Here is a 23575-nt window from a genome sequence, read left to right on the forward strand (position 1 = left end):
CGGATATTTGACCTAAGCTCCTGTGCTGGAAATATAAGCAATAAGCTTAGAAAATGAGTTTTAAAACCTCGGAAATTGTCTCAACCCCAATAACCTTTATGCTTTTAGGAATACTAAGATTGTCCAGCGCCGATTTCGGCACGTAAGCTTTCTTAAAGCCCAATTTGGCTGCTTCCGAGATGCGCTGTTCCAAACGCACAACCCGACGAATTTCGCCGGTCAGTCCGATTTCTCCGATGAAGCATTCTGACGGATTTGTCGGCTGGTCTTTGTAGCTAGAAGCAAGTGCGACCGCAATCGCCAAGTCAATGGCTGGTTCATCAATTTTGACACCGCCGGCAGATTTGAGGAAAGCATCCTGATTCTGCATGAGAAGCCCTGCCCGCTTTTCCAGTACTGCCAAAATCAGACCAACACGATTATAGTCCACGCCTGAGACAGTTCGCTTGGCATTGCCAAACAAGGTCGGCGTCGTCAGCGCCTGAATCTCCACTAAAATCGGCCGTGTTCCCTCAAGCGCAGCTACGATTGCTGAGCCAGTTGCGCCCTCCAAGCGTTCACTCAGAAAAACTTCTGACGGGTTAAGGACTTCGCGCAGGCCGCTGGTCTGCATTTCAAAAATTCCGATTTCATTGGTTGAGCCGAAACGATTTTTCACCGCCCGCAGAATCCGAAAAGAATTCTGGCGCTCGCCCTCGAAATATAAAACCGTATCCACCATATGCTCCAAAGTCCGCGGGCCTGCAAGCGTGCCCTCTTTCGTGACATGGCCGACAATAAAGACGGCAATATTGTTCATTTTAGCAATCTGCATGAGCTCATTTGTGACCTGCCGCACCTGGGAAACGCTGCCCTGAGTGGACTCAATCTCCGGCGACATGATTGTCTGGATTGAATCAATAATCAGGAAATTCGGATTCAAGCGCTCAATTTCCTGACGTACCGCGGCCATATTTGTTTCCGCATAGACATAGAAATCCGCCTCCTTGTCATCTGTCAAACGCTCAGCGCGCAGCTTAATCTGCTGCGCGGATTCCTCGCCGCTGACATAGAGCACCTCACCGCGAGTCGCCAGTTGAGCTGAAACCTGCAAGAGCAGCGTTGATTTTCCGATTCCCGGGTCTCCGCCAATTAGCACCAGAGAACCCGGTACAACACCTCCGCCCAAGACACGATTAAACTCATCCAAGTCTGTCTCAACACGAGGAACATCCTCTCTGTTGACCTCACCCAGCTTAATCGGCCGAGACTTTTCACCTGACAGCGTCTTACGGGCATTTGGCACTTCTTTAACTTCAACTTCCTCAACAAAAGAAGCCCATTCCCCGCAATGCGGACAGCGCCCAAGCTCCTTCGGCGACTTATAGCCGCAGTTCTGACAGACAAACATTGATTTTGATTTAGATTTCGGCAAAATTCTCTCCTTTGGAATACTAGTTGTGACAAGCGTTCGGATAAAGTACTCCGTATCAGCCCCTTAATTAATAATACGTAAAATATACATAAATGTTACAAAATTTCCATCAAAAATCTCAACAAAAAGTTTCAAATTTGACAGAAAAAAATATTTTGATAAAATAGACAAGTAGCTTCATTGAAGCAATTTATGTAGCCGTTACGGTTCAGTTGGTGGAACTCAAAGCACTGATAAAGATTCCGCTCGCTGCTACTTAAAGTTAAATACTCAATGTAGAGCGCTCATTCGGCAGTTTCACACTATATCGCCGTTGTAGCTGCAGTCGCTAGAGCTCGAAGCAACGCTTCGAGGTTCCGGATAAAGATTTGCGAAGCAAATCATCCACTCGCTGCTCACCGACTGTGAGCGTACGTAAAACTAAATATTCAGTGTGAACTCCAACTCGGCAGTCCACACTATATAGCCGTTGTAGCTCAGTCGGTAGAGCTCGAAGCACCGCTTCGAGGTAATGGATAAAGATTTGCGAAGCAAATCATCTTCTCGCTGCTCACCGACTGAGGGCGGACGTAAAACTACATACCCAGTGTAACTGCCATTCGGCGGTCTACACTCGCATATCGCCGTTGTAGCTCAGTCGGTAGAGCAGCACCATGGTAAGGTGAAGGTCGTGTGTTCGATTCACATCAATGGCAAATTAGTATCATTTCAATAAGTCTAGAAAACCTGTCAGAACTGACAGGTTTTTTATCATAGACGATATTCAGGAACGGTCTTTGTGCTCTCGTAAACATTGACGATACGCTCTGTTGCTCCTGGGTCAACTTCTTCAATTGCGGCGGAAATAGTATTGAATGAAGCGGTATAATCTCTATCGCGCTCGAATAGGATTAATGCACGTTCCATGGCATTTGCCACATTCGAATTGGTTGATTTGAAACGATTGGCATATTGCATGAGCTGTTCTGCCAATGCTGCGTTGTCAACCAGCTTGTCGGTTTCATTCTTGAGGCGGTCAAGCTGTTCTTTTGCCAAATCTGTCATGTGTTTGATGGTTTCCATGTTGATGCGGACTTTATCCATCTCTTTGAAGAGTTTTTCAACTTGGCTGCTGACGGTAAAGAATAGGTCCAGGTAAGCTGTCGGAAGTCCCGGCAAGTTACGTTTTTCAACGAAACGCTTAATCATGCGAATGCGTGTGTCCAAATCTTGTGCTGTTTCACGCGCTTTTTTCTCATCTTGCGACAGCGAGGTGATTTTCTCATTGACTTGCAGCTGCTGCTCTTCAATCTCCTGAAGCGCGGCGATAACAGCATTGACACGTCGGTTAATCATTGAATAAGGCTGTTCTTGAACTTGATTGTCTTTCAGTTTCAGAATATTATCTGCTTCAACTTCCAAGTCGTCCAAACGCAGCTGAGACGTGCGAACGCCGGCTTTCTCGTTATCTGGTAAGATATAAGCCTGCAATGCATGGTCAATCTCCAGCAGAAGACTGCGGTTATTCTCACGCGTGTGCTCAATATAGGGCTTAAGAATCGGCGCATTTTTCTCAAAACTCTTACGGCCGCTGTATTCTTTTTCAAAAATGTCATAAAGGCCGTTAATCTGCTGCTTGGTCTCCTGAAGCAGGCTCTCCGCCCTATCCAGCTCAAAACGCTCCAGGTTTTCTTTGGTTTCCTTCAGACGGCTGCGGACATTTTTAATGGACTGCTCAAGATTGAAAGTTTCCGGGAACTTGTAGTTCTTTTCGGTAAAATCTTTATAATTCTCTTCCAGCTCGGTCAGCTGCTTTTCGTAGTCATCATCGACCAGATGGATGATTTCGGGAATGCGCTCAGTAATGTTATTCAAAGCGATGGTATGCTCCTCAGCAATTTCCAGAATTTCCGCCGCCTCAACAGGGTCCCCTTTGGAGTTTAACTCTACAAACTGATTGAACTCAGTTTCAATATTGCTGAGTGATTCCTCGATCATGCCAATCGTCGAGCCATAATGTTCCGCATTGTCAGCAATGTGATTACGAAGCTTGTCGTACATGTCCAGCGCATCTTGAATCTTCGTGGAATTATAACGCTCCTGCTCCATCAATTCATTCAGGCCGTTGCGGATTGCATCCGCGTCAGTCTCCATCATCTTAATCAGCGACTCAGCCTCAAGCGCAGAGTCTTTCGCTCTGCCCCAGCGGAAACTGTCATTGAGCTGCTCAGCTTCAAAAATGCTATTTTCCAGCTCGGCAAAAGAGTTCTGCGACAAGTCCACCCATTTCTGATGCCACTCGCGATAAACTTTCTGCGACTGCCCCACCAAGTGCATTGATTTCACTTTATCAAACTCATCTTGTATAGGCAAGTCAAAAAGCTCCTCTTTGCGCTCCTCGAGTGCAATGATGAGTCCTTCCGTCTGGCGGCGGCGAATCATCGAATAAACATAAAATCCGACAATCAAAACGGCGATAATAACTAAAACAATAATTATAGTGGTTGACATAAAAATTCTTTCCCTGATGAATCTGTATTAGTTCAATTATAGCATAGTTTTTAAGAAAATTGTCTAATAAGTCAGACCTTTTCCTCAAATAATTTTCGTGCCGTGAACAAAAGTTGCACCCGTCAATTCGGCTAATTCGGCTGAATTTTCCGCAGTCACTCCGCCGCCAATCATGATGTCAATGCGGCCGTCAGCATAGCGAATTAACTCTTTAAGCAAGTTCGTATTCAAAGGCTCTGTTAATGGTCCGCCGTGACTTAAAATTTTGGCAATCCCGGCCTCGGCCAGCAAATCAATTGCTGCAAACGGCTCCTCGATTTCGTCAAAAGCCATGTGGAAAGTGACAGGAAGCCCCTGACTGGCAATAACCAGCGTGTTCATTGCTTCTGCGTCAATTTCATTTTCCTCGGTCAGAGCGCCGAAAACCAGAGCTTGAGCCCCAGCTTCAACTGCTTTGAGAATGTCCAGCTCCATGATTTTCAATTCGTGTGAGTTGTAAACAAAATCACCGCCTCGCGGACGAATCATCACGGCCAGCAGACTTTGCGAGTCTTTCAAATAATCGGCCGTCTGAGCAATCACGCCATAAGACGGGGTTGTTCCGCCCACGGCCAAATTGTCACAAAGCTCGATGCGCTCAGCACCAGCCAGAACGGCGCGCGGAATATCAGTAAAATTTTCGGCACAAAATTCGCGTATAATCATAAAATTATTGTATCATAGTTTTATGCTAAAAAAGATTGAAAAAGCACGACTTTTCCTTAACAAAAATGTGACAAAATTTCGCTGCCCGATTTGCCGTGAAAATTTGACTTTAATCGGCAATTCTCTGGTCTGTGTTTCGCGCCACACTTTTAATTTGAATAAAAAGGGTTATGTCAATTTTCTGCAGACGGCGCCAGACACGCGTCATTATACTCGGAAGATGTTTGAGCCGCGCCGCCGCCTGATTCAGAGCGGCATGTACGATGGGCTGCTGGCGGAGATACAGCCTTATCTGAGCGGTGATAGTCTGCTGGATGTCGGTACGGGCGAAGGCAGTTTTCTGCAGCTTTTACAGTTTGGTACTGGCGCTAAATTCGCCTTCGACATTGCCAAAGACGGGATTGAGATGGCCACTGAGCTGGATATGGACAGTTTTCTTAGTTTGTCTGATTTGACCAATTTGCCCTTTGCGGACAATTCTATGTCGACTGTCCTGAATATCCTGACCCCGTCGAATTACGCGGAATTCAAGCGGGTTCTGGCCGCGGACGGCCGTTTAATTAAGGTCGTGCCTGATAAGCTTTACCTGCAGGAATTGCGCCAAGTTTACGGACTGCCGGCTGACCACGACAACTCTGCCGTGATTGCACGTTTTGCACAGGAATTTCCAGATTTCCAGCAGCACGAAATCTATTATGAATATGACATCCCGGAAAAGCTGAGAACAGATTTCCTGGCAATGAGCCCCTTAGAATGGGCGGTTTCTGAGGATGTTAAGGCCAACGCCATGCAGAATCCGCCAAAAAGAGCCACAGTTCATCTGCAGCTCCTAATTAGTCAGTTGTTATAAAAACGCACGCCGTCTGTAATTTCACGCAGACTGAACTTTTCGCTGCTCGGCAGGATTTCCGTTGAGCTGAAAATTCGCTCATACTCTGAAACTGTCAGCGACTGCCGTGAATCCAGCAGCTGGCGATGCGCCTCAGTCCTGAGATTTTTCTCAAATCCTGCGACCAGTTTCCCGCTGAAAAATTCGGCCACTGTGCCTGAGCCATAGCTGAACAGTCCGATGCGGTCGCCGGCCGTCAAATCTGAAGAATTCTCCAGCAGCGAAATCAGGCTCAGATAAAGTGAACCGGTGTAAAGATTTCCCACTCGGCGATTGTAAGCAATCGCTTTTTCAAATTCTGCAAACAAGTGCGCATCATCTGTCAAAGGCTGCAGGGCTTTTTTGCCCATTTTGGTGTAAGGTGTATGGAAAGCCAGCGCGGCAAAATCGCTGAAATCAAGACCTGTCCGACGTTTGTACTCTTCCCAGACGCGCGCAAAACTGTTAATATAAGTCTCATTGGACAATTTGCCTTCGACGCGGGGAAATGCTTCGCCGGTCGGCCGCCAGAAGTCATAGATATCCTGCGTCAGCGGCACTGAGTCGTTTTCCAGCGCTAAGATTCCAGGATTGGCCGAAACCAGCATGGCCACAGCGCCTGCACCTTGTGTGGGCTCGCCGCCCGAGTTCAGGCCGTAACGCGCAATGTCGCTGGCAATGACCAGGGCTTTACGCTCAGGATGGGCTGCGACGTACTGCTTGGCCTGCTGCAGGGCTGCAGTGGCGCCGTAACAGGCTTCTTTGATTTCATAGGCTCTGGCAAAGGGCTGAATGCCGAGTAAATCATGCAGGACAACTGCTGCGGCTTTGGATTCATCCACGCTGGACTCGGTGCCTACGATGACTAAATCAATCGCGTTCCTATCCTCAGCGGTCAAAATCTGCTCTGCCGCATTGGCCGCCAAAGTAATGATGTCCTCGCTCGCTGTCGTGACTGCCATCTGGTCCTGTCCCAGCCCGATATGGAACTTGGCCGGGTCTACGCCGCGCGCCTCGGCCAGATCGGTCATCTCAATGTAGCGATTCGGTATATAAAAACTTATTTTGTCGATTCCTATTTGCATACCTTGATTATAGCACAACTAATACGGCATTTTCTCGGATGTGTTATAATAGAGTTCTATGAAAGATGTTATTATCTTAGATGCCCTGCGTACACCGTTCGGCAAATATAATGGTTCCTTGTCAAACTTAAGCAGCGTCGAGCTCGCGACAGCTGTGTCCAAAGCGCTGATTGAGCGCCATGCTGCTGTTAAATCTGACATCAATGAAGCGATTTTCGGCTCTGTTCTGACGGCAGGCCTGGGCCAGAACATTGCCCGCCAAATCTCCATCAAGTCTGGTCTCTCCGATGAAGTGCCGGCTTTTACCATCAATGAAGTCTGCGGCTCCGGCCTCAAAGCAGTGCTCCTGGCACGTCAGTCCATCGCGCTTGACGAGGCAAAAATTGTCCTCGCCGGCGGCACCGAATCCATGTCAAATGCTGAAACCATGCAGATTGACGGCCTGACCGACGCTTTCTTCGACATCCCCATGGGCGAAACGGTCGAAAAGCTCAACCAGGAGTTCGGCATCACGCGCGCAGCCCAAGACCAGCTCGCGCTCGAGTCGCATCAAAAGGCGCTCCAGTCCGATTTCTCGACAGAGATTATCCCGCTGGGCGACCTCAAAGCGGACGAAGGCCCGCGGGCGGACAGCAATCTTGAAAAACTCAGCAAATTGCGTACCGTCTTTGCCGAGGACGGCACGATTACTGCGGGCAATGCTTCCTCAGTCAACGACGGGGCCGCAGCCTTGCTCCTGGCCAGCCGTGAATATGCGGACGAGCGCCATCTAGATTATCTGGCCGTCATCAAAGAATCCGTAGAAATCGCCACAGCCCCAGAAAGAATGGGCGTCTCCCCAGTCACAGCCATCACACAATTACTGGAAAAAGTTAATCTGTCCAAAGAGCAGATTGACCGCTTTGAAATCAATGAATCTTTTGCCGGCTCCAGCCTCATTATCGAGCAGGAGCTGGGTCTTGAGCGCGCCAAAGTCAATGTCAAGGGCGGCGCCATTGCCATCGGTCACCCGCTGGGAGCTTCCGGCGCACGCTTATTGGTCACTTTGAGCCATCAGCTGGTTGACAACAACGAGCACTATGGCATTGCCAGCCTCTGCATCGGCGGCGGTCTGGGAATTGCCGTTCTTCTGGAGAATCCACATTATGCCGGATAGAAAATTCTACCAAATGTCGCTTACAGAGCGGCTTGACGCACTTAAATTATCTGCTGAAACTCGGCAGATTTTTGAAAATACGGCGCTGGAGCCGGAGATTGCCGGGAATCTGACGGAAAATCAGATTTCAGCGATTGAAATCCCGCTGGGTGTCTGCTTCATCAGGGTTGACGGCAAAGACTACGCCGTTCCCATGGCCACTGAAGAGCCTTCGGTCGTTGCTGCGGCCAACAACGGCGCCAAATTGTGCGGTGAATTCACAACCACTCGCAGCGAGCGGCTCATGTCAGGGCAAATTGTCTTTTATGATGTTCCTGATACGGACAAACTTGCCGAAAATGTCGAAAAACAGCAGACAGAAATCTTCCGGATTGCCGAATCTGCCTATCCAAGTATTTACAAACGCGGCGGCGGGCTAAAGGATTTCAGCTGTAAAGCATACAAAAACTATCTATCTGTAGATTTTACTTTTGACACAAAAGACGCCATGGGCGCCAACATCATCAATACCATTCTCGAGGCCATTGCCGGCTACTTCCGTGAAGTTTTCCCGAGCGAAAAGATTCTCTTCGCGATTCTGACCAACGAGAACTGTCACTGCCGGACAACGGTGGAAACTCGGATTCCGCTGGACAAAATCGGCTGGTCTGTCGCTGAAAAAGTTGGCAAAGCTTCTGATTTTGCTCAAATCGACTCGGCTCGTGCCGCCACTCATAACAAAGGCATCATGAACGGCGTTGAGGCGGTGGTGCTCGCTACTGGCAATGATTCCAGAGGAGCTGCGGCTGCTATTTATGCGGCTGAGGATTCTCATCAGGCCTTTAGCCGCTGGTTCATCGAAGATGATGAGCTGGTCGGTGTCATCACGCTGTCTTTGCCGATTGCCGCGGCAGGCGGCGCCACGCACGTGCTTCCCAAAGCCAGAGCCAGTCATGAGCTGCTCGGCAATCCGAACGCTGAGACACTCGCCAGCATCATTGCTAGCGTTGGTTTGGCCAATAATCTGGCTGCACTTAAGGCACTGGTAACTAGGGGGATTCAGGCGGGTCATATGTCGCTTCAAGCCCGGAGCTTGGCTTTGTCTGTTGGGGCCGCGGGCTCAGAGATTGAGCGTCTGACCAGGGCATTAAAAAAGGCTGCGCTCATGAATACTGAGACAGCGCAGCGTTTGCTTAAAGAAATAAGGAATGAGGACACAACGGTTAGTTAATTGTTGTGTTTTCTACTGGCTTTTTCGTCGAGTTCAGTGCGAAGGCGAGGATGAAGAAGATGCCGGCAAAGAAGGAGCCGATGTTCAGGATGCCCATGATGAGCAGGAAGATTTTCCAGCCGCGTCCGTGCGGGCCTTCCATCTTGGCGAAGGCAATCCAGGTGAAGATGTTGACAATCACAACGATTGTGACAACGACGGCGAGGATCGTAAGAATTGCCGGTACGTATTCATTTAGCGAAAAGCGTGATGTGAGGTCATCTGCGGCTGAGTAAAAAATGATGTTACCGTGCGACATGATGAGCTGGTCGCCGTTTGACAAAAAAGAATTTGTATTAAGGGTTGAAAGGTTCGCAAATACTGCGAAGCCGAAGCCAATGCAGAGCAGGCCGATGAAATTGTTCAGGGTCAGCAGGATGTTGCCAATCAGCGCCATAATCTTATTTGTGCTCATTTTATTCTCCTTTTTCAGAATCGGAAACGGCTTCGGTCCATTCGAACGATGCTTCTTTTTCTGCTGATTCAGAGGCGATGTCTGTTTTCGGCTCAAGAGATGCGACTTCGCTTTCTGATACTGATGATAATATAAGAGGAACAGCTTCGCTTTCAATTTCAGCTTCAGCTGCCTCTGGAACTTCTGCTATTTCAAGCTCTTCGGGAGCAGAGGGAAGTTCTTTTTCTTTGTCTTCGATGGGCTCTGATATTTCTGGTACAAGGCTAGTTTCAGCTTCAGACACGGCCGCAGCTGCAGCCACAGAAGTTTCTGCAGTGTCCGCGTCCGATAATGAAGTCAATTCAGGACTGGTTTCATTAATATGCGGACTCGGAGCAATCACTTCCTCAGCAGGCGCGGCCGAAACTGCCGTAAGCGGCTGCTGGGTCTCAGTTTTTGAAGATTTGAGTGCAAAAGCTAGGATGAACAGAACGCCTGGGATGAGTTCGAAGGCTGTGACAAGTCCAAAAACCGTGAGACAGGATAAAATCCCCATCACAAGGAAATAAACTTTCCACGGCTTTTCTTTCGCTGTGTCCAAATGTGCGAAAGCCACCCAGTTAATAATCGCAGCTACCACAGCAATAATTGCCATTACCACGAACAAGACGCCTACGACGGCATAAATAGTATTATAGGTATAGTCGCTATAATCAGAGTAGTTGTATCTGTAGCTGTTCCCTGCCAGCGCTCCTAAACCGCCCACAAAACCGATGAAAAAGTAAAATATTGCAAAAATTGTTGCGAAAATTGAGCCAATCAGCGCCAGAATTTTATTTGCGGACATAAGTTGCCCTCCTTATAATTTCTTAATATATAATTATAGCACATGAAGCTTGAACCTACAATCTTCATGATTTTTTTCACAAAGCAAAAAATCTGAGCGTCCTCAAATTGAGTTCACTCAGATTTTACATGTTCAAAGATTATTTTACTTCTTCAAAATCGCCGTCAACGTTTTTGTCGTCGTCTGATTTCTTCTCAGCATCTGCAGCTCCTGCAGCGGCACCGTCAGCAGCTCCTTGCTGAGCTTGCTGTGCCTTGGCAGCATCTTCATAGAGCTTAACTGCCAGACTCTGCGCTTTTTCATTCAGAGCTTCGAGTTTCGACTTGATGTCGTCAACATTTCCGGACTCTTGAGCTTTCTTGAGCTCGTCCAGAGCGGCTTGAGCCGCGTCACGCTCTGTGTCATAGCCTTTGCCTTCAGTTTCTTTGATGGTCTTTTCAGTGGCAAAGATGACCTGCTCAGCTTCGTTCTTGACATCAGCTTCTTCTTTACGCTTAGCATCCGCGTCAGCATTGACTTCAGCGTCTTTCTTCATCTTCTCGATTTCTTCGTCGGTCAGACCGGAGTTAGACTTGATGACGATAGTCTGCTCTTTCTGAGTGCCGAGGTCTTTGGCACGTACAGACACAATGCCGTTCTTGTCAATGTCGAAGGAAACTTCAATTTGCGGAATACCGCGTGGTGCGGCTGGAATATCAGTCAGCTGGAAACGTCCGAGCGTCTTGTTGTCAGCGGCCATTGGACGCTCACCCTGAAGCACGTGGATGTCAACGGCAGGCTGATTGTCAGCGGCAGTTGAGAAGACCTGACTCTTCGAAGTAGGGATTGTCGTGTTGCGGTCAATCAGCTTCGTGAAGACGCCGCCCATGGTCTCAATACCAAGCGACAGAGGCGTTACGTCAAGCAGGACGATATCTGAACCGAAGTCACCTTGGATGACACCGCCTTGAATGGCTGCGCCCATGGCTACGACTTCATCAGGGTTAACAGATTTGTTCGGCTCATGGCCAGTTTCTTTCTTGACCAGTTCCACAACGGCAGGAATACGGGTTGAACCGCCGACGAGCAGAACTTCGTCCAGGTCAGAAGCTTTCATCCCAGCATCAGACAAGGCTTTCTGCACTGGAATGCGAGTGCGTTCCACCAAATCAGCTGTCAATTCGTCAAATTTTGCACGGCTGAGCGTTAAGTCTAAGTGGAGCGGGCCTGCAGCGCCAGCTGTAATAAATGGCAGGTTGATGTTGGTTGTAGTGACACCAGACAAGTCTTTCTTGGCTTTCTCTGCGGCATCTTTCAGACGCTGGAGTGCCATCTTGTCTTGAGACAAGTCAATGCTGTTTTCTTTCTTGAATTCAGCTACCATCCAGTCAATAATCTTCTGGTCGAAGTCATCACCGCCGAGGTGGTTGTCACCGGCTGTGGCCTTTACTTCAAAGACGCCGTCGCCAAGCTCAAGGATGGAGACATCAAATGTACCGCCGCCGAGGTCGAAGACCATGATTTTCTCGTCTTTGTCAAGTTTGTCAAGACCATAAGCCAGTGCTGCGGCCGTTGGCTCGTTGACGATACGCTCAACTTCAAGGCCTGCGATTTTACCTGCGTCTTTGGTGGCCTGACGCTGTGCGTCGTTGAAGTAGGCAGGGACTGTGATGACAGCCTTGTCAACTTTTTCGCCGAGGTAAGCTTCTGCTGTGGCTTTCAGGTTCTGCAGAATCATGGCAGAAATCTCCTGTGGCGTGTAAGATTTACCTTCGACTTCTACTTTGTAGCCGGATTCGCCCATGTGACGCTTGATTGAGCTGATGGTGTTCGGATTCGTGATGGCCTGGCGTTTTGCGACTTCGCCGACCTGGATTTCACCGTTCTTAAATGCGACAACGGATGGCGTGGTGCGGTTGCCTTCTGGGTTGGCGATAATTTTTGCGTCGGTTCCTTCAAGAACAGCGACGGCTGAGTTTGTTGTACCTAAGTCAATACCAATAATTTTAGACATAATTTATTTCCTCTTTCTTTAAAACGATTGTAATTTTTAATACTCGTTCATAGTTTAATGACATTGCGGTCAAGATTTTATTGTGCTACGACAACCATTGACGGCCGCAGGACACGTTCATGCAGCTGGTAGCCTTTCTGCAGGACCTGCTGGATGTGGTTGGCCGGATGTTCATCGTCGGCTTCAACGGTTTGAACTGCCAAGTGGAAGTTCGGGTCGAACTCGCCGTCTGTCGGAATCTCTGTGATTCCCTCTTGTTTGAGTCCGGCGATTAAGCTCTCCTGCGTCATTTCAAGGCCGCGGCGAACGTCGTCTGTCAGACTTTCAACCGCCAGGGCGCGCTCCAGGTTGTCCAGGGCCGGCAGAATGGCTTTGGCCAAATCCTGCGAGCGGTATTTCAGCATGGTCTGGTGCTCTTCGGTTGCGCGGCGCTGAATGTTCTGCATCTCGGCATGCGCACGCAGATACTTGTCTTCCAGCTCATCGCGCTCTTTTTGAACCTGAGCAAGGACGTCCAGGTCTTCTTCAACGACTTCTTCCAGAATCTCTTCGGATTCAGCAGCTGTTTCTTCAACAGCTTTGTCTTTTTTTTCTTCTTCCGTCATTTTTTTCCTTCTAAATCTTCCAGCCAGCGGCCGGGTATGTTTTTCGGACTTTTTATTTTCTTCGGTCATTTTGTTTTCAGCGCAGCTTTCTTTTCCCCAATGCTAATGAATCTCGTAATGATTTCCGTCCAGATACCTGTAGTAGTCCGTCAGCTTCAGGGTCAGCACTTTGGCGGTCAAATCTGCTATGCTCATCACCCGCCGGTAATCGAGCTCAACCGGGCCGACCAGCGCCAGCGTTCCCAAGCCCCGATAAGGTATCAGGAATTTTTGGGCAATCAAGGTCAATCCGTTGAAAATGCTTGCGTCATCAAACTTGACGGTCCTGAGCTCATCGTTGTCCGTAATCTGGCGAATCTCCTGGGCAATCAGCAGGTCATTGGCAAAGTCCTGAGATTTGGTCAGAAGCTTCTCCCTGCCGGCAGACACAACATTTTCATCAAAAATCTTATCAAAGATAACTTCAAAGACCTTCAGAACATCTGTCGTGGCCGGGCTGACAAAGTAGGAGCTGACAATCTGCGGAATTTCCGTGCGGAGGCTGTAGTGGATGTCAAGAATTTTCTTGCCGAGCAGGCGCTCCGTGACGATGCGCTTGATAATCAGCAAATCATTTTCACTCAAAGAGCGCGGCAGGACAAACTGATTGGTTCGTACCTCACCCGTCGACAAAGTGAAAACTGCCAAGACAGAATGGGCGTCAATCAGCACCAGTTCGAAGTTCTGCAGCTCTTGTTCCTTCTGGGGGACATTCAGTACAAAACTGCTCAAATTGGTCAATTTTGCCAGCGTGTTCGCCGCTGTTTCCAGCAGGTCCGACAGCCTTACAAATTCGCCGTCAAAAGCTTTCATCACATGGAAAAGCTCGCTCTCGCTGATTTTCTCCAGATGCAGGTCATTTTTCACGTAATACTCATAGCCGGCGATACTAGGTACACGGCCGCTTGAAGTATGCTCCTTCTGAATCAGCCCCAGCTCTTCCAGCGCTTTCATATCGTTGCGAATCGTCGCCGAACTGGCTTTCACCGCATCCAGCAGCGTCTTCGAGCCGACTGGCGTATGCTCGCGCGCATACAGAGAGATAATCAGTTCCAGAATTTCTTTTTGCCGGTCTGTAAGCATGACAACCTCCTTTCACATGACAATCGAACCATCATATTAGCACTCTTTTTGGCCGAGTGCTAATCTATGTTTTTATTATATCAAAGAAAAATCGCTTTGTCAAGAAAATTAGCACTCAAATAACAAGAGTGCTAATTTAAATTTTGATATTTGTAATTTTGTTAATTACAGCTGAATGACTGACTAGTGCCTATATCAGGATTCATTGCTTTTAAGGTTGCTGTCTTATTCGTCATTCCAGTATAAGTCCAATTAAGCGGACCGCGAATTAGCTTAAGAACATTGAGCTGTTGCTGAGAAAGGGTATTCATTGAATCTCTTGTCCCATTACTAAAACTATTCATCAAATTGTTTGTCGGGAGATAGTCGTTCGAATGATCAAGTCCAAGTGCATGACCAATCTCATGTTCAATAATGTTAGTTACTCCTTGGCTATCATTGGACGCTTGAGCAACCAAATTATTTTCTCCTGAAGTGCTTGCCCCATTATTTAACAGTATCTGTACTTTTTGTGAGCCTTGCACAATCAAACCATTTGAAAGATAATAATCCCAATTCATATACGTCATAGCCCAGTAGTTCATGTAATTGGTAGAGTTATAAGTTTTTACAAGGTCTACTTCATCAATATTAATATTGACATTCGTAGCCGAAGATGAAGGACTTGCTTCAAAAGTACCTGGCAGCCAAACATTCCATTGTGCAACCGCCGCTTTTATTTGAGCTGCCAAAGGATCTGTCGGACTGACATACCATTTTATTGCCCCATTAGTTCCCGTTCCTTTCAGGCTCGCATGCGCTGTTATTCCATCATGACTAAAGGATTCATCATCACTAAAAGCACTTTTATTAATCCAGTACCAGTGAACATTATCAGGAGTACAATAAACTGCCGTATCGAGAAATCCACCCGCCGAAACTTGTTTCTCTTTAGTCGCTAAAAAGTACACTCCTCCTTGAGTATTTGAGAGGCTCGCTACATGTGAATAATCACCATATTCTCCGCTAAACAAAGGATAATATTGACCATTAATCGCGCTTTTATTTTCAGCTTTGATTGTGTAGAAACGCGCACCCGTGTTTGTTCCGCTCGTGATGTAGTCTTTCCAATACTCACCGTCTGACATATCAACTGTGTAGCTGGTTGCACTCTCCTGATAGTATGATTTTTGTAGTGAATGTCTATCAATCCAAAAAGATCTACCATCTGAAAAAGCAATCCGCGCCCAAGTAACGGAGCCATTTACCCACTCTGCAGTCACGGTTCCGGTTTGCCCATAATAACTTGAGGCTGTCAAAACCTGGTCTGAAGCAGTTAAACTTGGAGTAAATAGACCATCGGCTTGGGTTACCACTTTTGCCTGATAATTTGCAAATGTTTGGCCCGTATATGAAAAGGGCTCTGGTGCCAATGAATGCTTATCAACCCAGAATTTATTTTCATCCATAAACTCAATCCGCACCCAAGTAACGGATCCGTTTACCCATTCTGCATCCACAAATCCAGATTGTCCATAATAACTTGAGGTTGTCAAAACCTGATCTGAAGCACTCAAACTCGGAGTAAACAGACCATCGACTTGTGTCACCACTTTTGCCTTATAAGTTACTGACGTCTGCCCTACATATGAATAAGGCCAAGGGTAAGTGGCAGTTGTTGCTGCCTTTACAACGTCATGACTGCTGAATAGACTCTGTTCTAGAAAACTTCCACCTCCCAGAGCAAGAACAGCTGCTACAGATACAATCAGACGCCTCAAGAATTTCTTTTTCATAAATCCCTCCTAAAAATTCCAGATTTATATGGTTACGTTTTCATTTTATATCGCCATCCATTCTTTGTCAACTCATTTCCATTACTTATTTGTAATTTTTTATATCAAGCTCTCATACAACAAACCACAAACGTTGAGAATAACACCTATATTTATTCCCATTTGCCTAGTTCTTTAAGAAAAAGGAAAGAGTTCATTGTATAAAACAATTGCATCTTTATATTCTTCTTCTGTATATGTTTCATCGGCTAGTTTCAGTTTTTTCAGGTAAATTGGAAAATTGAGTTCTCGCACTTCCTGCTTAAATCGTTTTTCATATCTCTCTTATATAACACCAAAGTAAAGATTTCAAAAATTATAATCAGATTTTTAAGCAGAAAACAAAAAACTCACCTGGAAATCTCCCGAGTGAGTTTTTCATCATCAAAACTCTTTTAATCATTCTACAAACTGTAGAAGATCTTTCGCCGTCAATTTCTCCGGCTGATGTTTCTGAATCTTCCCCGAATGAATCAAGTCATACATTTTACCAATAAATGACCAAATCGGCTCGTCACCGTGAATATTCTTAAAATTCCAATACGGATAGTTCCACCACTCCAGCTTTTGAAGCTGATCAATCACATCGTCTGAAAAACGCTTTTTATGTACAGTCGCAGGATTTCCTGCAACCATACTGTAAGCAGGGACATCTTTAGTAATAATAGCTCCCGTTCCGATATAAGCGCCGTTTCCGATATGAATTCCCGGCCGGATACGCACGTCATCTCCAATCCAGACATCATGTCCAATTACGATTGGCGGTCTTTGTTCAACAAAAGGCGCTGGTATAAAGCCGCCGTTAGGCTCTATCCCTCTCTGCATTGGAACAATACCCCTTTCACTATAATTAGAAAGACCAATCGGCGACATTGTAAAACGATGCGGATCATGACGTCCGTAAGGGAAGACTGAAATATTCGAAGACAAATCACAGAATCTGCCCACTTGTGTAGAATATGGCAGTGAACTGCCATATGAATAAGAGCTCGTTCCCATGCTCCAAAGCCGTCCGCGTGAGTAGCAAATTTGTGAGTAAGCTTCAATTTCAAGACTATCGTCAAAACGAACAAAACCAGTAAAGCGATTGTAGTTAAGATCTCGCTGTACATAAATATGTTTACTCTTCAAAAGAGAGATGAGCGCTTCACTTACTTCTATTTGGTGTTCCATTTTATCTCCAGTTTTATTCGTTACAGAATAGGGCAATTGTGTTATTTATTATCAGCGGAATTTTCGTCTACATATTTGCACCAGGCTTTGACATAGGCTGCCTCGACTGAACGTGCAAAACCGTCCAAATCCTGTGTCAATGGCGAAGCCTGCACGATTTTACGTAAATTTTCACGATAATAACGCATTTTCCCATAATCTGCCGCCAGTACCGCTCCTTTACGCGCAAAGTCCTCTTCGTCAGAAGCATTGAAAACGCCGTCAATGCCTAACATCTTATTGACACGCCCAGTACCGCGTGAGGCAAAAGCTTCACCGGGACAGCAAAGCGTCGGTAGGCCCATGTGCAGTGCTTCAATCGTAATCGATAAGCCGCCGAACGGCATGGAATCTAAGCCGATATCAGCCAGATCATAAGCTTTGTAATGTGGATCCAGCTTCTCCTTACAGAACGCAACCCGTTCGCGCGCAACTCCCAAATTCTCCAGACGCTGGTAAAGCTGCTCGATTTTGTCTGGTGTCAGTCGTGTACCATAGCGGTAAATCAGGAGGTGCGCCGTCGGCACAGCTTCCATCAGCTTTGACCAAAAACGCAGGGTTGTTGTTGTGATCTTGGCAATGTCATTAAAAGAACCAAAAGTGACATAATCATTTTTCTCCATCGGCAGCGGAGTAATATCAGGCAGCTCAGTTTTCCGCATGAAACCGAACCGCTCCATGCCCGCTTCAATGTACATCGGCGTCTCAGTATACAAATCCTCACTGCCTTTGGGCACTGTATACTTATCAGTCATGATATAATCCACTTCTTTAAATCCATAAGTGCCCAGAAAACCCAAATACTGAACCTGAATGGGGGCCGGTCTGAAAAGCAAAGCAAAACTGCGGTTATGACCATATGTAAAGCCGCCCAAATCAATTAAAATATCGATTTCATCTTCATAAATCCGCTGAGCAAGTTCAAAATTGTTCAGTCTCGAGCAGTCTATGAAGCGACTGCAGAGTTTCATGATTCGAGTGGTGACCTTGTCATATTTCTGCGTTACCGTTGAATAAAGTGTAATGTCATATTTGCTCCTGTCATGATGTTCAAGCAAAGGAATGATAAAACTCATCATAGTATGACTATAAAAGTCTGAGGAAAGATAAGCAATCCGCAGTTTTTTATCTTTCTTCAGTTTACCCCGCACTTTTAATCGTTCATGTGTATAAACTGTTCCATTGGCTGCAAATTTTCTCGGCCATCCTGAGGCATATTCTTCCAGCTTCTCTCGTACCCCCCTGGGCGTGTAAGCATCCGTCTGAAGAGTTAAGAAATTCCGGCTGCTGTAATTCGCGAAATTATTGTCCAGAGTGAACGCGCGGCTATTGTATTCGATGGCTTTATCTTGATCAAAAGCATAAAAAATAGAAGCTAAACGTTTGTACACTGCAGCATTTGTTGTCGAATAATTCAGCGTTTTTTCCAGATTTATACGGGCATGGTCTCTGTCGCCCATGGCATAGTAGCAATTGCCTATCTTACGATAAAGTTCACTCTTATCCCAAGCAAAACTATCATCAATATAACTAAAAAGTAGCTGGTAGATCTCAATTGCACGCTCATTTGAGCGCTTTTTATCTCCCATCTGATTTTGATGCCGGTAAATCTTGTCCGCCGCCTGCATAAGCGTCAGAAATTCCAGATCATTGCAGCGTTTTTTCAGGCGTTCTTCTTCGCTCGTTGTCATTTTCCCTGCTTTCTTTACGAATTTAAATACCTTGTCCAAATATGGCGATAGCCATCTTCAACTTCATGTGCAAAACCGCGACGATCGGTGAAAAGCGGCGAACTTGTCAATCTTTCCCGAAGGCCAGTGTGAATCAGGTTTAATTTTTCAATATTTCGCGACAGAGCACTGGCCTTTTCGATATATTCTTCTTCCGAATAGGCATTCAGCTCCTCTTCAAGATGAAGCGCTCGGTTCACAGCGCCAGTGCCTCTGGACTGCATACCCTCTCCTACCAGTGTCACTGCAGAAAGTCCCATATAGGCCTGCTCAATCGTGATGGTTAATCCGCCGTATGGTGTCGTGTCAAGTCCGATATCTGCCTGCGAATAAGCGGAAAAGAGTGACGGGAAAACTTCGTTGCTTAAAATCAATCTATCTTTAGTAATGCCGCGTTTCTTAAATTCTTGAACAAACCAGTCTTTTTTGTCCTGTTCCAAGTTTTTCGTACGATAAATCAATAACTTAGAATTTCCAACACGTTGAAGGAGTTTTGCCCACAAATCTAAAGTTGTAAAGGAGATTTTCGACATGTCATTAAAACTGCCGAAAGTAATATAACCATTTCCAAGACACGGAAGCGGCGCCACTTCAGGGAAATTTTCCACCGACATATTAAAGTCAAAGCGGTGCATTCCGGATTTTAAATAGAAAGGTTTTTCAGTATACAGGTTTGCTTTGTCTTTTGGAATCATAAATTCATCAGCCCAGATGTAATCAATTTCTTTCATGCCCAAAGTGTTGACAAATCCTAGATACTGCATCTGGATGGGAGCTGGAGTGAAAAAGAGTGCATTGACGCGTCTGGCATGGGTATGTCCGCCTAGATCTACAATGATATCAATTCGGTCATTGTAGATACGACGGGCGATTTGAGCGCCAGTCCTGTCAGAAACATCCACAAAGTTAATACCGGTCTCCTTAATTCTTTTCGTAGTGGTATCATTGATTGCTTTGCAGGAATAAAGAGTAAAATTAAAAGCTGTCTGATCGTGATTCTCTAAAAGAGGAAGGACAAACTCCATCATGGCGTGGCTATAAAAATCAGATGAAAGGTAAGCAACATTTAACTTCTCCCCGACTTTTTTGGCTCTTTTTACATGTTCATAAGGACGTTGCCTCCCCATGACAAAAGGACGTATTTTGTCAACACCTGATTCAAACACTTCCTTGATTTTTGTCTGATTATAGTTAACAGATTTTAAGATTGAGAGGCACATATTGCCGAAAGTCGCTTCATTTGCCTTTAACCTCAATGACGCTTTGTAATATGGAATGGCTTTTTCAATATCATAAGCATAATACAATGATGCTAAACGCGCAAAAATAGCGGAATTCCGGTCTGAGTAGTCAAGCGTGCGCTCATAAAAGAGCCGGGCCTGAGACCAGTCTTCCAAAGCATAATAACAATCCGCTAATTTTCGATAGAGCTCACGTAAATCATGAGCGAAATCTTCATTCAAGTAAGAAAAAAGTTCGTTATATAAGATAATCGCATCTTTATATTCTTTTGCTTCATAGCTTTCATCCGCTAATTTTAACTTTTTGAGATAAATCGAGTTATCACAAGTTTTGCGCAAATCATTTTTCATAGTGATTCCTGATCTAGATTGAGCAGGAGACTTTTGGATTAGTCTCTGCCATTAATCATCTGATTACCGAGTCCTCTAGTAATATCAGATATGTAGCTGAACTTCTTAGAGCTCGCATCGTCAAGCAACGCCCGCCAAGCTTTCCAGACACTGGCCTCAGAATAGCGTAAAGACAGCTCATAGGCACAATCTGACATACGCTGCAGAAGTTCTTCGTCGGTGAAGAGCTTGACCAGCCGTTCTGAGAAAGCTTTCACATCATTAAACCCGACAATATAGCCGTTCTCACCATCAACCGTCAGCTCGTTCGGCCCGTAATTGACATCGTTTGTTACTGCAACCATCCCATGACTCTGAGCTTCCATCAGTGAGAGATTAAAGCCTTCCATGGTGGAAAAGAGTCCATAAATCTGGTATTCTCTTTGTAAACTTGACACATCTCCGGAATAGCCGTGTTGACGAACAGCCTCTTCCATTTTGTAATCCTTGATTGCCCTATCAATTGCTTTTTGGGCTGCATCATTATTCCCGTGATCAACGAAGCCATAAAAATCAAGTGTAATATCAGGAACTGTCCGGCGTGCTTCACCAATTGCGCGGATAATCATGCCGATTCGTTTCTCCGGTGCCACACGAGCTGTCACCAGTACCGAATGTTTCTTACGCGCATCCATTGACACATGCGGCTCCCTAAAGACTTCATCCGGAATTACGCCAACTGGAATTGTGAACATGTGACACTTTGGATCGAATCGTGCAATGATGTCATTGGTTTGCTTTTGCGTTGCAGAAATTACCGCATCATAACGATTCATATTCGTGAGGCCGTATTCATACCAATTATTCATGATAGAATGCACTACGTCTTGAGAATCCCCTGTATGACCATTATGCAGGTGCAATACTGTATAAGCAGGACGTTCCAGCTGCAATAATGACCAGTCTCCTAAATGTGTGCGATCCAGAACAAAGACATTCAACTTTTCATCAGACCAGTATTTCGCATTAATCAGATTATAAAAATGTAAAGTCAGTTCGTCTATATTGCTGAACATATAAACTGCACCATTTTCATCATACGTAAGGCGCCAACCCGTCTTAACCAGCTGACCAGTACCGTCAATCTTGTTGAAAGTTTCAAGCACTGGCTTTCCGCTGGTATCATACCAGACTTCTGTTCCAATCTTATTGTCAGGTGTATACCACTGTACCAGTGATAGAAACCCTCGGGAATCATAATTGTCAACTCGATAAAGATTACCAAAATCATCAAAAAGTTCTACTAATGATACACGATGCTGAAGCTTATCTTCATCCCGAAAACAACGTACTTGTGCCACTAGCGTTTGATCTCTCTTTACAAAATATGTTGTTTCCCTCTCCACCTCAATGTAGGAAAGGTTGTCAATCCCAAAGTCAATATCTTCTACATTCAGAATTTTATCCTCAATTTGTTCAGAGCGCTGAAAGAAGTCAAACATGCAGAGTATCTCACCATCTGACACACCAGCTTCACTTAGAAAATAATGCAGACGCGGATTCCAGTCTCTAAAGACTAGCTTAAATGGCTCGCCATGATTGCGAAAAAGCTGGGCACGCTTTAACTGGGCGTGCTCAATCCCGGAATTCTGTTTACTAAAGCTTCCGTTAATAAAAAAATTCACAAAATTATCCTACACTTTCATAAAGAGATTATTCACGAGCTGTTGGGTTGAATCCCACTTTTGCCATGCTTTTTCAGCACTGAACGCCTGAGCGCGCTCATAAGCCGCCCTGGAATAAGCTAACTGTAATTCCGGCTGGCTCAATAGTTTGACAATTGCAGCTGCAACAGCTTGCAGGTTCCTAAATGGTACAAGTTCCCCTTCCTGGCCACTGGTAATTAGAACCGGCAAACCATATTTGACCTTGTAACCAATAACCGGTGTGCCATAGCTCATTCCTTTCAAAACACTCATGCCGAAAGCTTCACCATCTGAAATATTGAGTAGAACACCAGCCTTTGGCAAAATTTTTGACAGTGCAGACTCACTCTTGTACTTTGGAAAGTCAACAAAGCCATCTAATCCCAGTTCCTTCACACGTTTTTCCAGCTGCTGCCCATAATCCGCAGGCGAAGCATAACCATAATAACTCAGCCTCACAAGCGGTAACTTTTCATGAACCATGGCCAGCACATCCACTGCATCAATGGAACATTTATTTGAAGCAACAGGACCTAGACAAACAATCGTCTGCTCGCGCTGCTGTGAAAGAGGGGGGGATTCCGCTGCTTTTTCTGCATAAGTGTCCGGCAGAACCAGAAGAAGTTTAAATTTATAATGTCTCTGAATTTCTTCCCTTTGCTGCCTGGTTGGTACAATCAAGCCATCCACCTTATCCGCGATACGAGAGAGAGCAGCCTGATAATCTATGGTATCGTGTATATTGTGCAAATATTGCCACTTACCAGCTGCACCTTCAATTTTTAGTAAAGCACCTGTTAGAGAAGGGCAATCACAAATGAAGCTGGAAGACTCTTTCTTAGCTAATTCTGATGCGAAGAAAGCAAAAAAATCTTCTTCTGTGTTAAAGCTCCAAACTTTCCCCTGATAGCCCAAAAGTTTCCAGCAGGTTGATGCCAAAGCACCATTAATATTCATATGCATCAGCTCTATTTTTGGCTGCCCGTTAGCATTAAAAAAAATCTGCGGCCCCTGTGAGCCATCCGGGTGAAAATACTGCGTAGAAGATTTAAACCCGCGACGATCCCAAATGTCACGTGCCACAACAACCATATTATCGTTATACCAGTCTATAGAATTTATAAGCCCCACAGTAGCAGACTTGGCAATCGTCCTGCCATAATGTTTAATCAGCGACTCGTTTGAATCAAGTCCCTCAATATGATACAGATTCTTATCAATCACACTGGTATAACGTATGTTGACATCAATTTCAGGCTGATTTGCAACTTCTTGAAAATAATCGTACATATTAAGTACATCAGATGGTTCTAGACCAGCGCGCTCAATGTCAGTCATACTATTAGTATTATAATTGCGTGTCAGAATCTGTGCAGACTGACCATTTTTCTTGAACAACTGCAGGCGCTTAATTGCGGAAAATTCTGTTCCGGAATTCAATGTGAAAATATTCTCATTTAAAAAATAGTTCATGGGTACCTCATTTGTTCATTAATTCTCTGATTATCTTATAAATAGATTCAATGAAAATTGAATTGACTTCTAAAACCAGATAAAAAGGAGAGAATAAATTTGATTTACGTGGAGAAATTTCTTATCAATATAGTTTATATA

General features: G+C 45.5%; 18 protein-coding genes and 1 tRNA gene. 4 read left to right on the forward strand and 15 right to left on the reverse strand.

Features of this window, described 5'->3' with window-relative positions; genetic code table 11:
- Positions 1 to 46: 46 nt before the first annotated feature.
- Positions 47 to 1390 carry a DNA repair protein RadA gene (radA, locus tag ACYQ2E_RS09350; protein ID WP_460017819.1) on the reverse strand — a complete coding sequence of 448 codons (1344 nt, stop codon included), beginning with the start codon at positions 1388 to 1390 and terminating at the stop codon, positions 47 to 49.
- A 646-nt stretch (positions 1391 to 2036) separates the two neighbouring features.
- Here radA and ACYQ2E_RS09355 point away from each other — a divergent pair.
- Positions 2037 to 2109 (forward strand) — tRNA-Thr (locus ACYQ2E_RS09355).
- Between the two features lie 55 nt (positions 2110 to 2164).
- Here the strand turns inward: ACYQ2E_RS09355 and ACYQ2E_RS09360 are convergent.
- Positions 2165 to 3904 (reverse strand): septation ring formation regulator EzrA, encoded by a 1740-nt coding sequence (locus tag ACYQ2E_RS09360; protein WP_460017802.1) that lies wholly within the window; start codon positions 3902 to 3904, stop codon positions 2165 to 2167.
- Between the two features lie 84 nt (positions 3905 to 3988).
- Positions 3989 to 4609, reverse strand: a complete 621-nt coding sequence (locus ACYQ2E_RS09365; RefSeq protein WP_460017803.1) for a copper homeostasis protein CutC — start codon at positions 4607 to 4609, stop codon at positions 3989 to 3991.
- Between the two features lie 22 nt (positions 4610 to 4631).
- On the opposite strand from ACYQ2E_RS09365, the gene ACYQ2E_RS09370 reads away from it, so the two are divergent.
- The gene (locus ACYQ2E_RS09370) at positions 4632 to 5459 is read left to right on the forward strand and encodes a putative RNA methyltransferase (RefSeq protein WP_460017804.1); all 828 of its coding nucleotides are present in this window, start codon (positions 4632 to 4634) and stop codon (positions 5457 to 5459) included.
- On the opposite strand, the gene ACYQ2E_RS09375 is transcribed toward ACYQ2E_RS09370, so the two are convergent.
- Positions 5447 to 6562, reverse strand: coding sequence for a hydroxymethylglutaryl-CoA synthase (locus ACYQ2E_RS09375; protein WP_460017805.1), 1116 nt, complete (start codon positions 6560 to 6562; stop codon positions 5447 to 5449). The two genes, ACYQ2E_RS09370 and ACYQ2E_RS09375, sit on opposite strands and share 13 nt — an antisense overlap.
- A 58-nt stretch (positions 6563 to 6620) precedes the next feature.
- Here ACYQ2E_RS09375 and ACYQ2E_RS09380 point away from each other — a divergent pair, with 58 nt between their 5' ends.
- Together ACYQ2E_RS09380 and ACYQ2E_RS09385 are read left to right on the forward strand one after the other, a co-directional pair.
- Entirely contained in the window at positions 6621 to 7718 is a 1098-nt protein-coding gene (locus ACYQ2E_RS09380) for a thiolase family protein (RefSeq protein WP_460017806.1), read from the forward strand.
- A complete protein-coding gene (locus tag ACYQ2E_RS09385; RefSeq protein WP_460017807.1) occupies positions 7708 to 8928 on the forward strand; it encodes a hydroxymethylglutaryl-CoA reductase in 1221 nt (406 codons plus the stop codon). Before ACYQ2E_RS09380 ends, ACYQ2E_RS09385 begins: the two co-directional genes overlap by 11 nt.
- Here ACYQ2E_RS09385 and ACYQ2E_RS09390 read toward each other — a convergent pair.
- From ACYQ2E_RS09390 to ACYQ2E_RS09440, 11 genes are all read right to left on the reverse strand, one after another.
- Entirely contained in the window at positions 8921 to 9382 is a 462-nt protein-coding gene (locus ACYQ2E_RS09390) for a hypothetical protein (RefSeq protein ID WP_460017808.1), read from the reverse strand. The two genes, ACYQ2E_RS09385 and ACYQ2E_RS09390, sit on opposite strands and share 8 nt — an antisense overlap.
- 1 nt (position 9383) lies before the next feature.
- On the reverse strand, positions 9384 to 10208 hold the full coding sequence (locus ACYQ2E_RS09395) for a DUF4064 domain-containing protein (protein ID WP_460017809.1): 825 nt from the start codon (positions 10206 to 10208) through the stop codon (positions 9384 to 9386).
- A 139-nt stretch (positions 10209 to 10347) separates the two neighbouring features.
- The gene (gene dnaK, locus ACYQ2E_RS09400; protein ID WP_460017810.1) at positions 10348 to 12201 is read right to left on the reverse strand and encodes a molecular chaperone DnaK; all 1854 of its coding nucleotides are present in this window, start codon (positions 12199 to 12201) and stop codon (positions 10348 to 10350) included.
- A 77-nt stretch (positions 12202 to 12278) separates the two neighbouring features.
- Positions 12279 to 12875, reverse strand: coding sequence for a nucleotide exchange factor GrpE (grpE, locus tag ACYQ2E_RS09405; protein WP_460017811.1), 597 nt, complete (start codon positions 12873 to 12875; stop codon positions 12279 to 12281).
- Positions 12876 to 12908: 33 nt separating this feature from the next.
- On the reverse strand, positions 12909 to 13928 hold the full coding sequence (gene hrcA, locus ACYQ2E_RS09410; RefSeq protein WP_460017812.1) for a heat-inducible transcriptional repressor HrcA: 1020 nt from the start codon (positions 13926 to 13928) through the stop codon (positions 12909 to 12911).
- A 161-nt stretch (positions 13929 to 14089) separates the two neighbouring features.
- A complete protein-coding gene (locus ACYQ2E_RS09415) occupies positions 14090 to 15703 on the reverse strand; it encodes a GW dipeptide domain-containing protein (protein WP_460017813.1) in 1614 nt (537 codons plus the stop codon).
- Between the two features lie 438 nt (positions 15704 to 16141).
- Complete coding sequence (locus tag ACYQ2E_RS09420) at positions 16142 to 16915, reverse strand: CatB-related O-acetyltransferase (RefSeq protein WP_460017814.1); 774 nt, start codon at positions 16913 to 16915, stop codon at positions 16142 to 16144.
- 41 nt (positions 16916 to 16956) lie between these two features.
- Positions 16957 to 18645, reverse strand: a complete 1689-nt coding sequence (locus tag ACYQ2E_RS09425) for an O-linked N-acetylglucosamine transferase, SPINDLY family protein (protein ID WP_460017815.1) — start codon at positions 18643 to 18645, stop codon at positions 16957 to 16959.
- 14 nt (positions 18646 to 18659) lie between these two features.
- The gene (locus tag ACYQ2E_RS09430; protein ID WP_460017816.1) at positions 18660 to 20276 is read right to left on the reverse strand and encodes an O-linked N-acetylglucosamine transferase, SPINDLY family protein; all 1617 of its coding nucleotides are present in this window, start codon (positions 20274 to 20276) and stop codon (positions 18660 to 18662) included.
- A gap of 38 nt (positions 20277 to 20314) precedes the next feature.
- Positions 20315 to 21940 carry a glycosyltransferase family 4 protein gene (locus ACYQ2E_RS09435; protein ID WP_460017817.1) on the reverse strand — a complete coding sequence of 542 codons (1626 nt, stop codon included), beginning with the start codon at positions 21938 to 21940 and terminating at the stop codon, positions 20315 to 20317.
- Positions 21941 to 21949: 9 nt separating this feature from the next.
- Positions 21950 to 23434, reverse strand: a complete 1485-nt coding sequence (locus ACYQ2E_RS09440) for a glycosyltransferase (RefSeq protein WP_460017818.1) — start codon at positions 23432 to 23434, stop codon at positions 21950 to 21952.
- Between the last annotated feature and the right edge of the window lie 141 nt (positions 23435 to 23575).

This window comes from Lactovum odontotermitis (assembly GCF_054658595.1).

What these genes read in the sequence shown, in the direction of transcription:
- radA (WP_460017819.1), bottom strand. Translation starts at nt 1,390, where the DNA reads ATGTTTGTCTGTCAGAACTGCGGCTATAAGTCGCCGAAGGAGCTTGGG.
- ACYQ2E_RS09360 (WP_460017802.1), bottom strand. Translation starts at nt 3,904, where the DNA reads ATGTCAACCACTATAATTATTGTTTTAGTTATTATCGCCGTTTTGATT.
- ACYQ2E_RS09365 (WP_460017803.1), bottom strand. Translation starts at nt 4,609, where the DNA reads ATGATTATACGCGAATTTTGTGCCGAAAATTTTACTGATATTCCGCGC.
- ACYQ2E_RS09370 (WP_460017804.1), top strand. Translation starts at nt 4,632, where the DNA reads ATGCTAAAAAAGATTGAAAAAGCACGACTTTTCCTTAACAAAAATGTG.
- ACYQ2E_RS09375 (WP_460017805.1), bottom strand. Translation starts at nt 6,562, where the DNA reads ATGCAAATAGGAATCGACAAAATAAGTTTTTATATACCGAATCGCTAC.
- ACYQ2E_RS09380 (WP_460017806.1), top strand. Translation starts at nt 6,621, where the DNA reads ATGAAAGATGTTATTATCTTAGATGCCCTGCGTACACCGTTCGGCAAA.
- ACYQ2E_RS09385 (WP_460017807.1), top strand. Translation starts at nt 7,708, where the DNA reads ATGCCGGATAGAAAATTCTACCAAATGTCGCTTACAGAGCGGCTTGAC.
- ACYQ2E_RS09390 (WP_460017808.1), bottom strand. Translation starts at nt 9,382, where the DNA reads ATGAGCACAAATAAGATTATGGCGCTGATTGGCAACATCCTGCTGACC.
- ACYQ2E_RS09395 (WP_460017809.1), bottom strand. Translation starts at nt 10,208, where the DNA reads ATGTCCGCAAATAAAATTCTGGCGCTGATTGGCTCAATTTTCGCAACA.
- dnaK (WP_460017810.1), bottom strand. Translation starts at nt 12,201, where the DNA reads ATGTCTAAAATTATTGGTATTGACTTAGGTACAACAAACTCAGCCGTC.
- grpE (WP_460017811.1), bottom strand. Translation starts at nt 12,875, where the DNA reads ATGACCGAAGAAAATAAAAAGTCCGAAAAACATACCCGGCCGCTGGCT.
- hrcA (WP_460017812.1), bottom strand. Translation starts at nt 13,928, where the DNA reads ATGCTTACAGACCGGCAAAAAGAAATTCTGGAACTGATTATCTCTCTG.
- ACYQ2E_RS09415 (WP_460017813.1), bottom strand. Translation starts at nt 15,703, where the DNA reads ATGAAAAAGAAATTCTTGAGGCGTCTGATTGTATCTGTAGCAGCTGTT.
- ACYQ2E_RS09420 (WP_460017814.1), bottom strand. Translation starts at nt 16,915, where the DNA reads ATGGAACACCAAATAGAAGTAAGTGAAGCGCTCATCTCTCTTTTGAAG.
- ACYQ2E_RS09425 (WP_460017815.1), bottom strand. Translation starts at nt 18,645, where the DNA reads ATGACAACGAGCGAAGAAGAACGCCTGAAAAAACGCTGCAATGATCTG.
- ACYQ2E_RS09430 (WP_460017816.1), bottom strand. Translation starts at nt 20,276, where the DNA reads ATGAAAAATGATTTGCGCAAAACTTGTGATAACTCGATTTATCTCAAA.
- ACYQ2E_RS09440 (WP_460017818.1), bottom strand. Translation starts at nt 23,434, where the DNA reads ATGAACTATTTTTTAAATGAGAATATTTTCACATTGAATTCCGGAACA.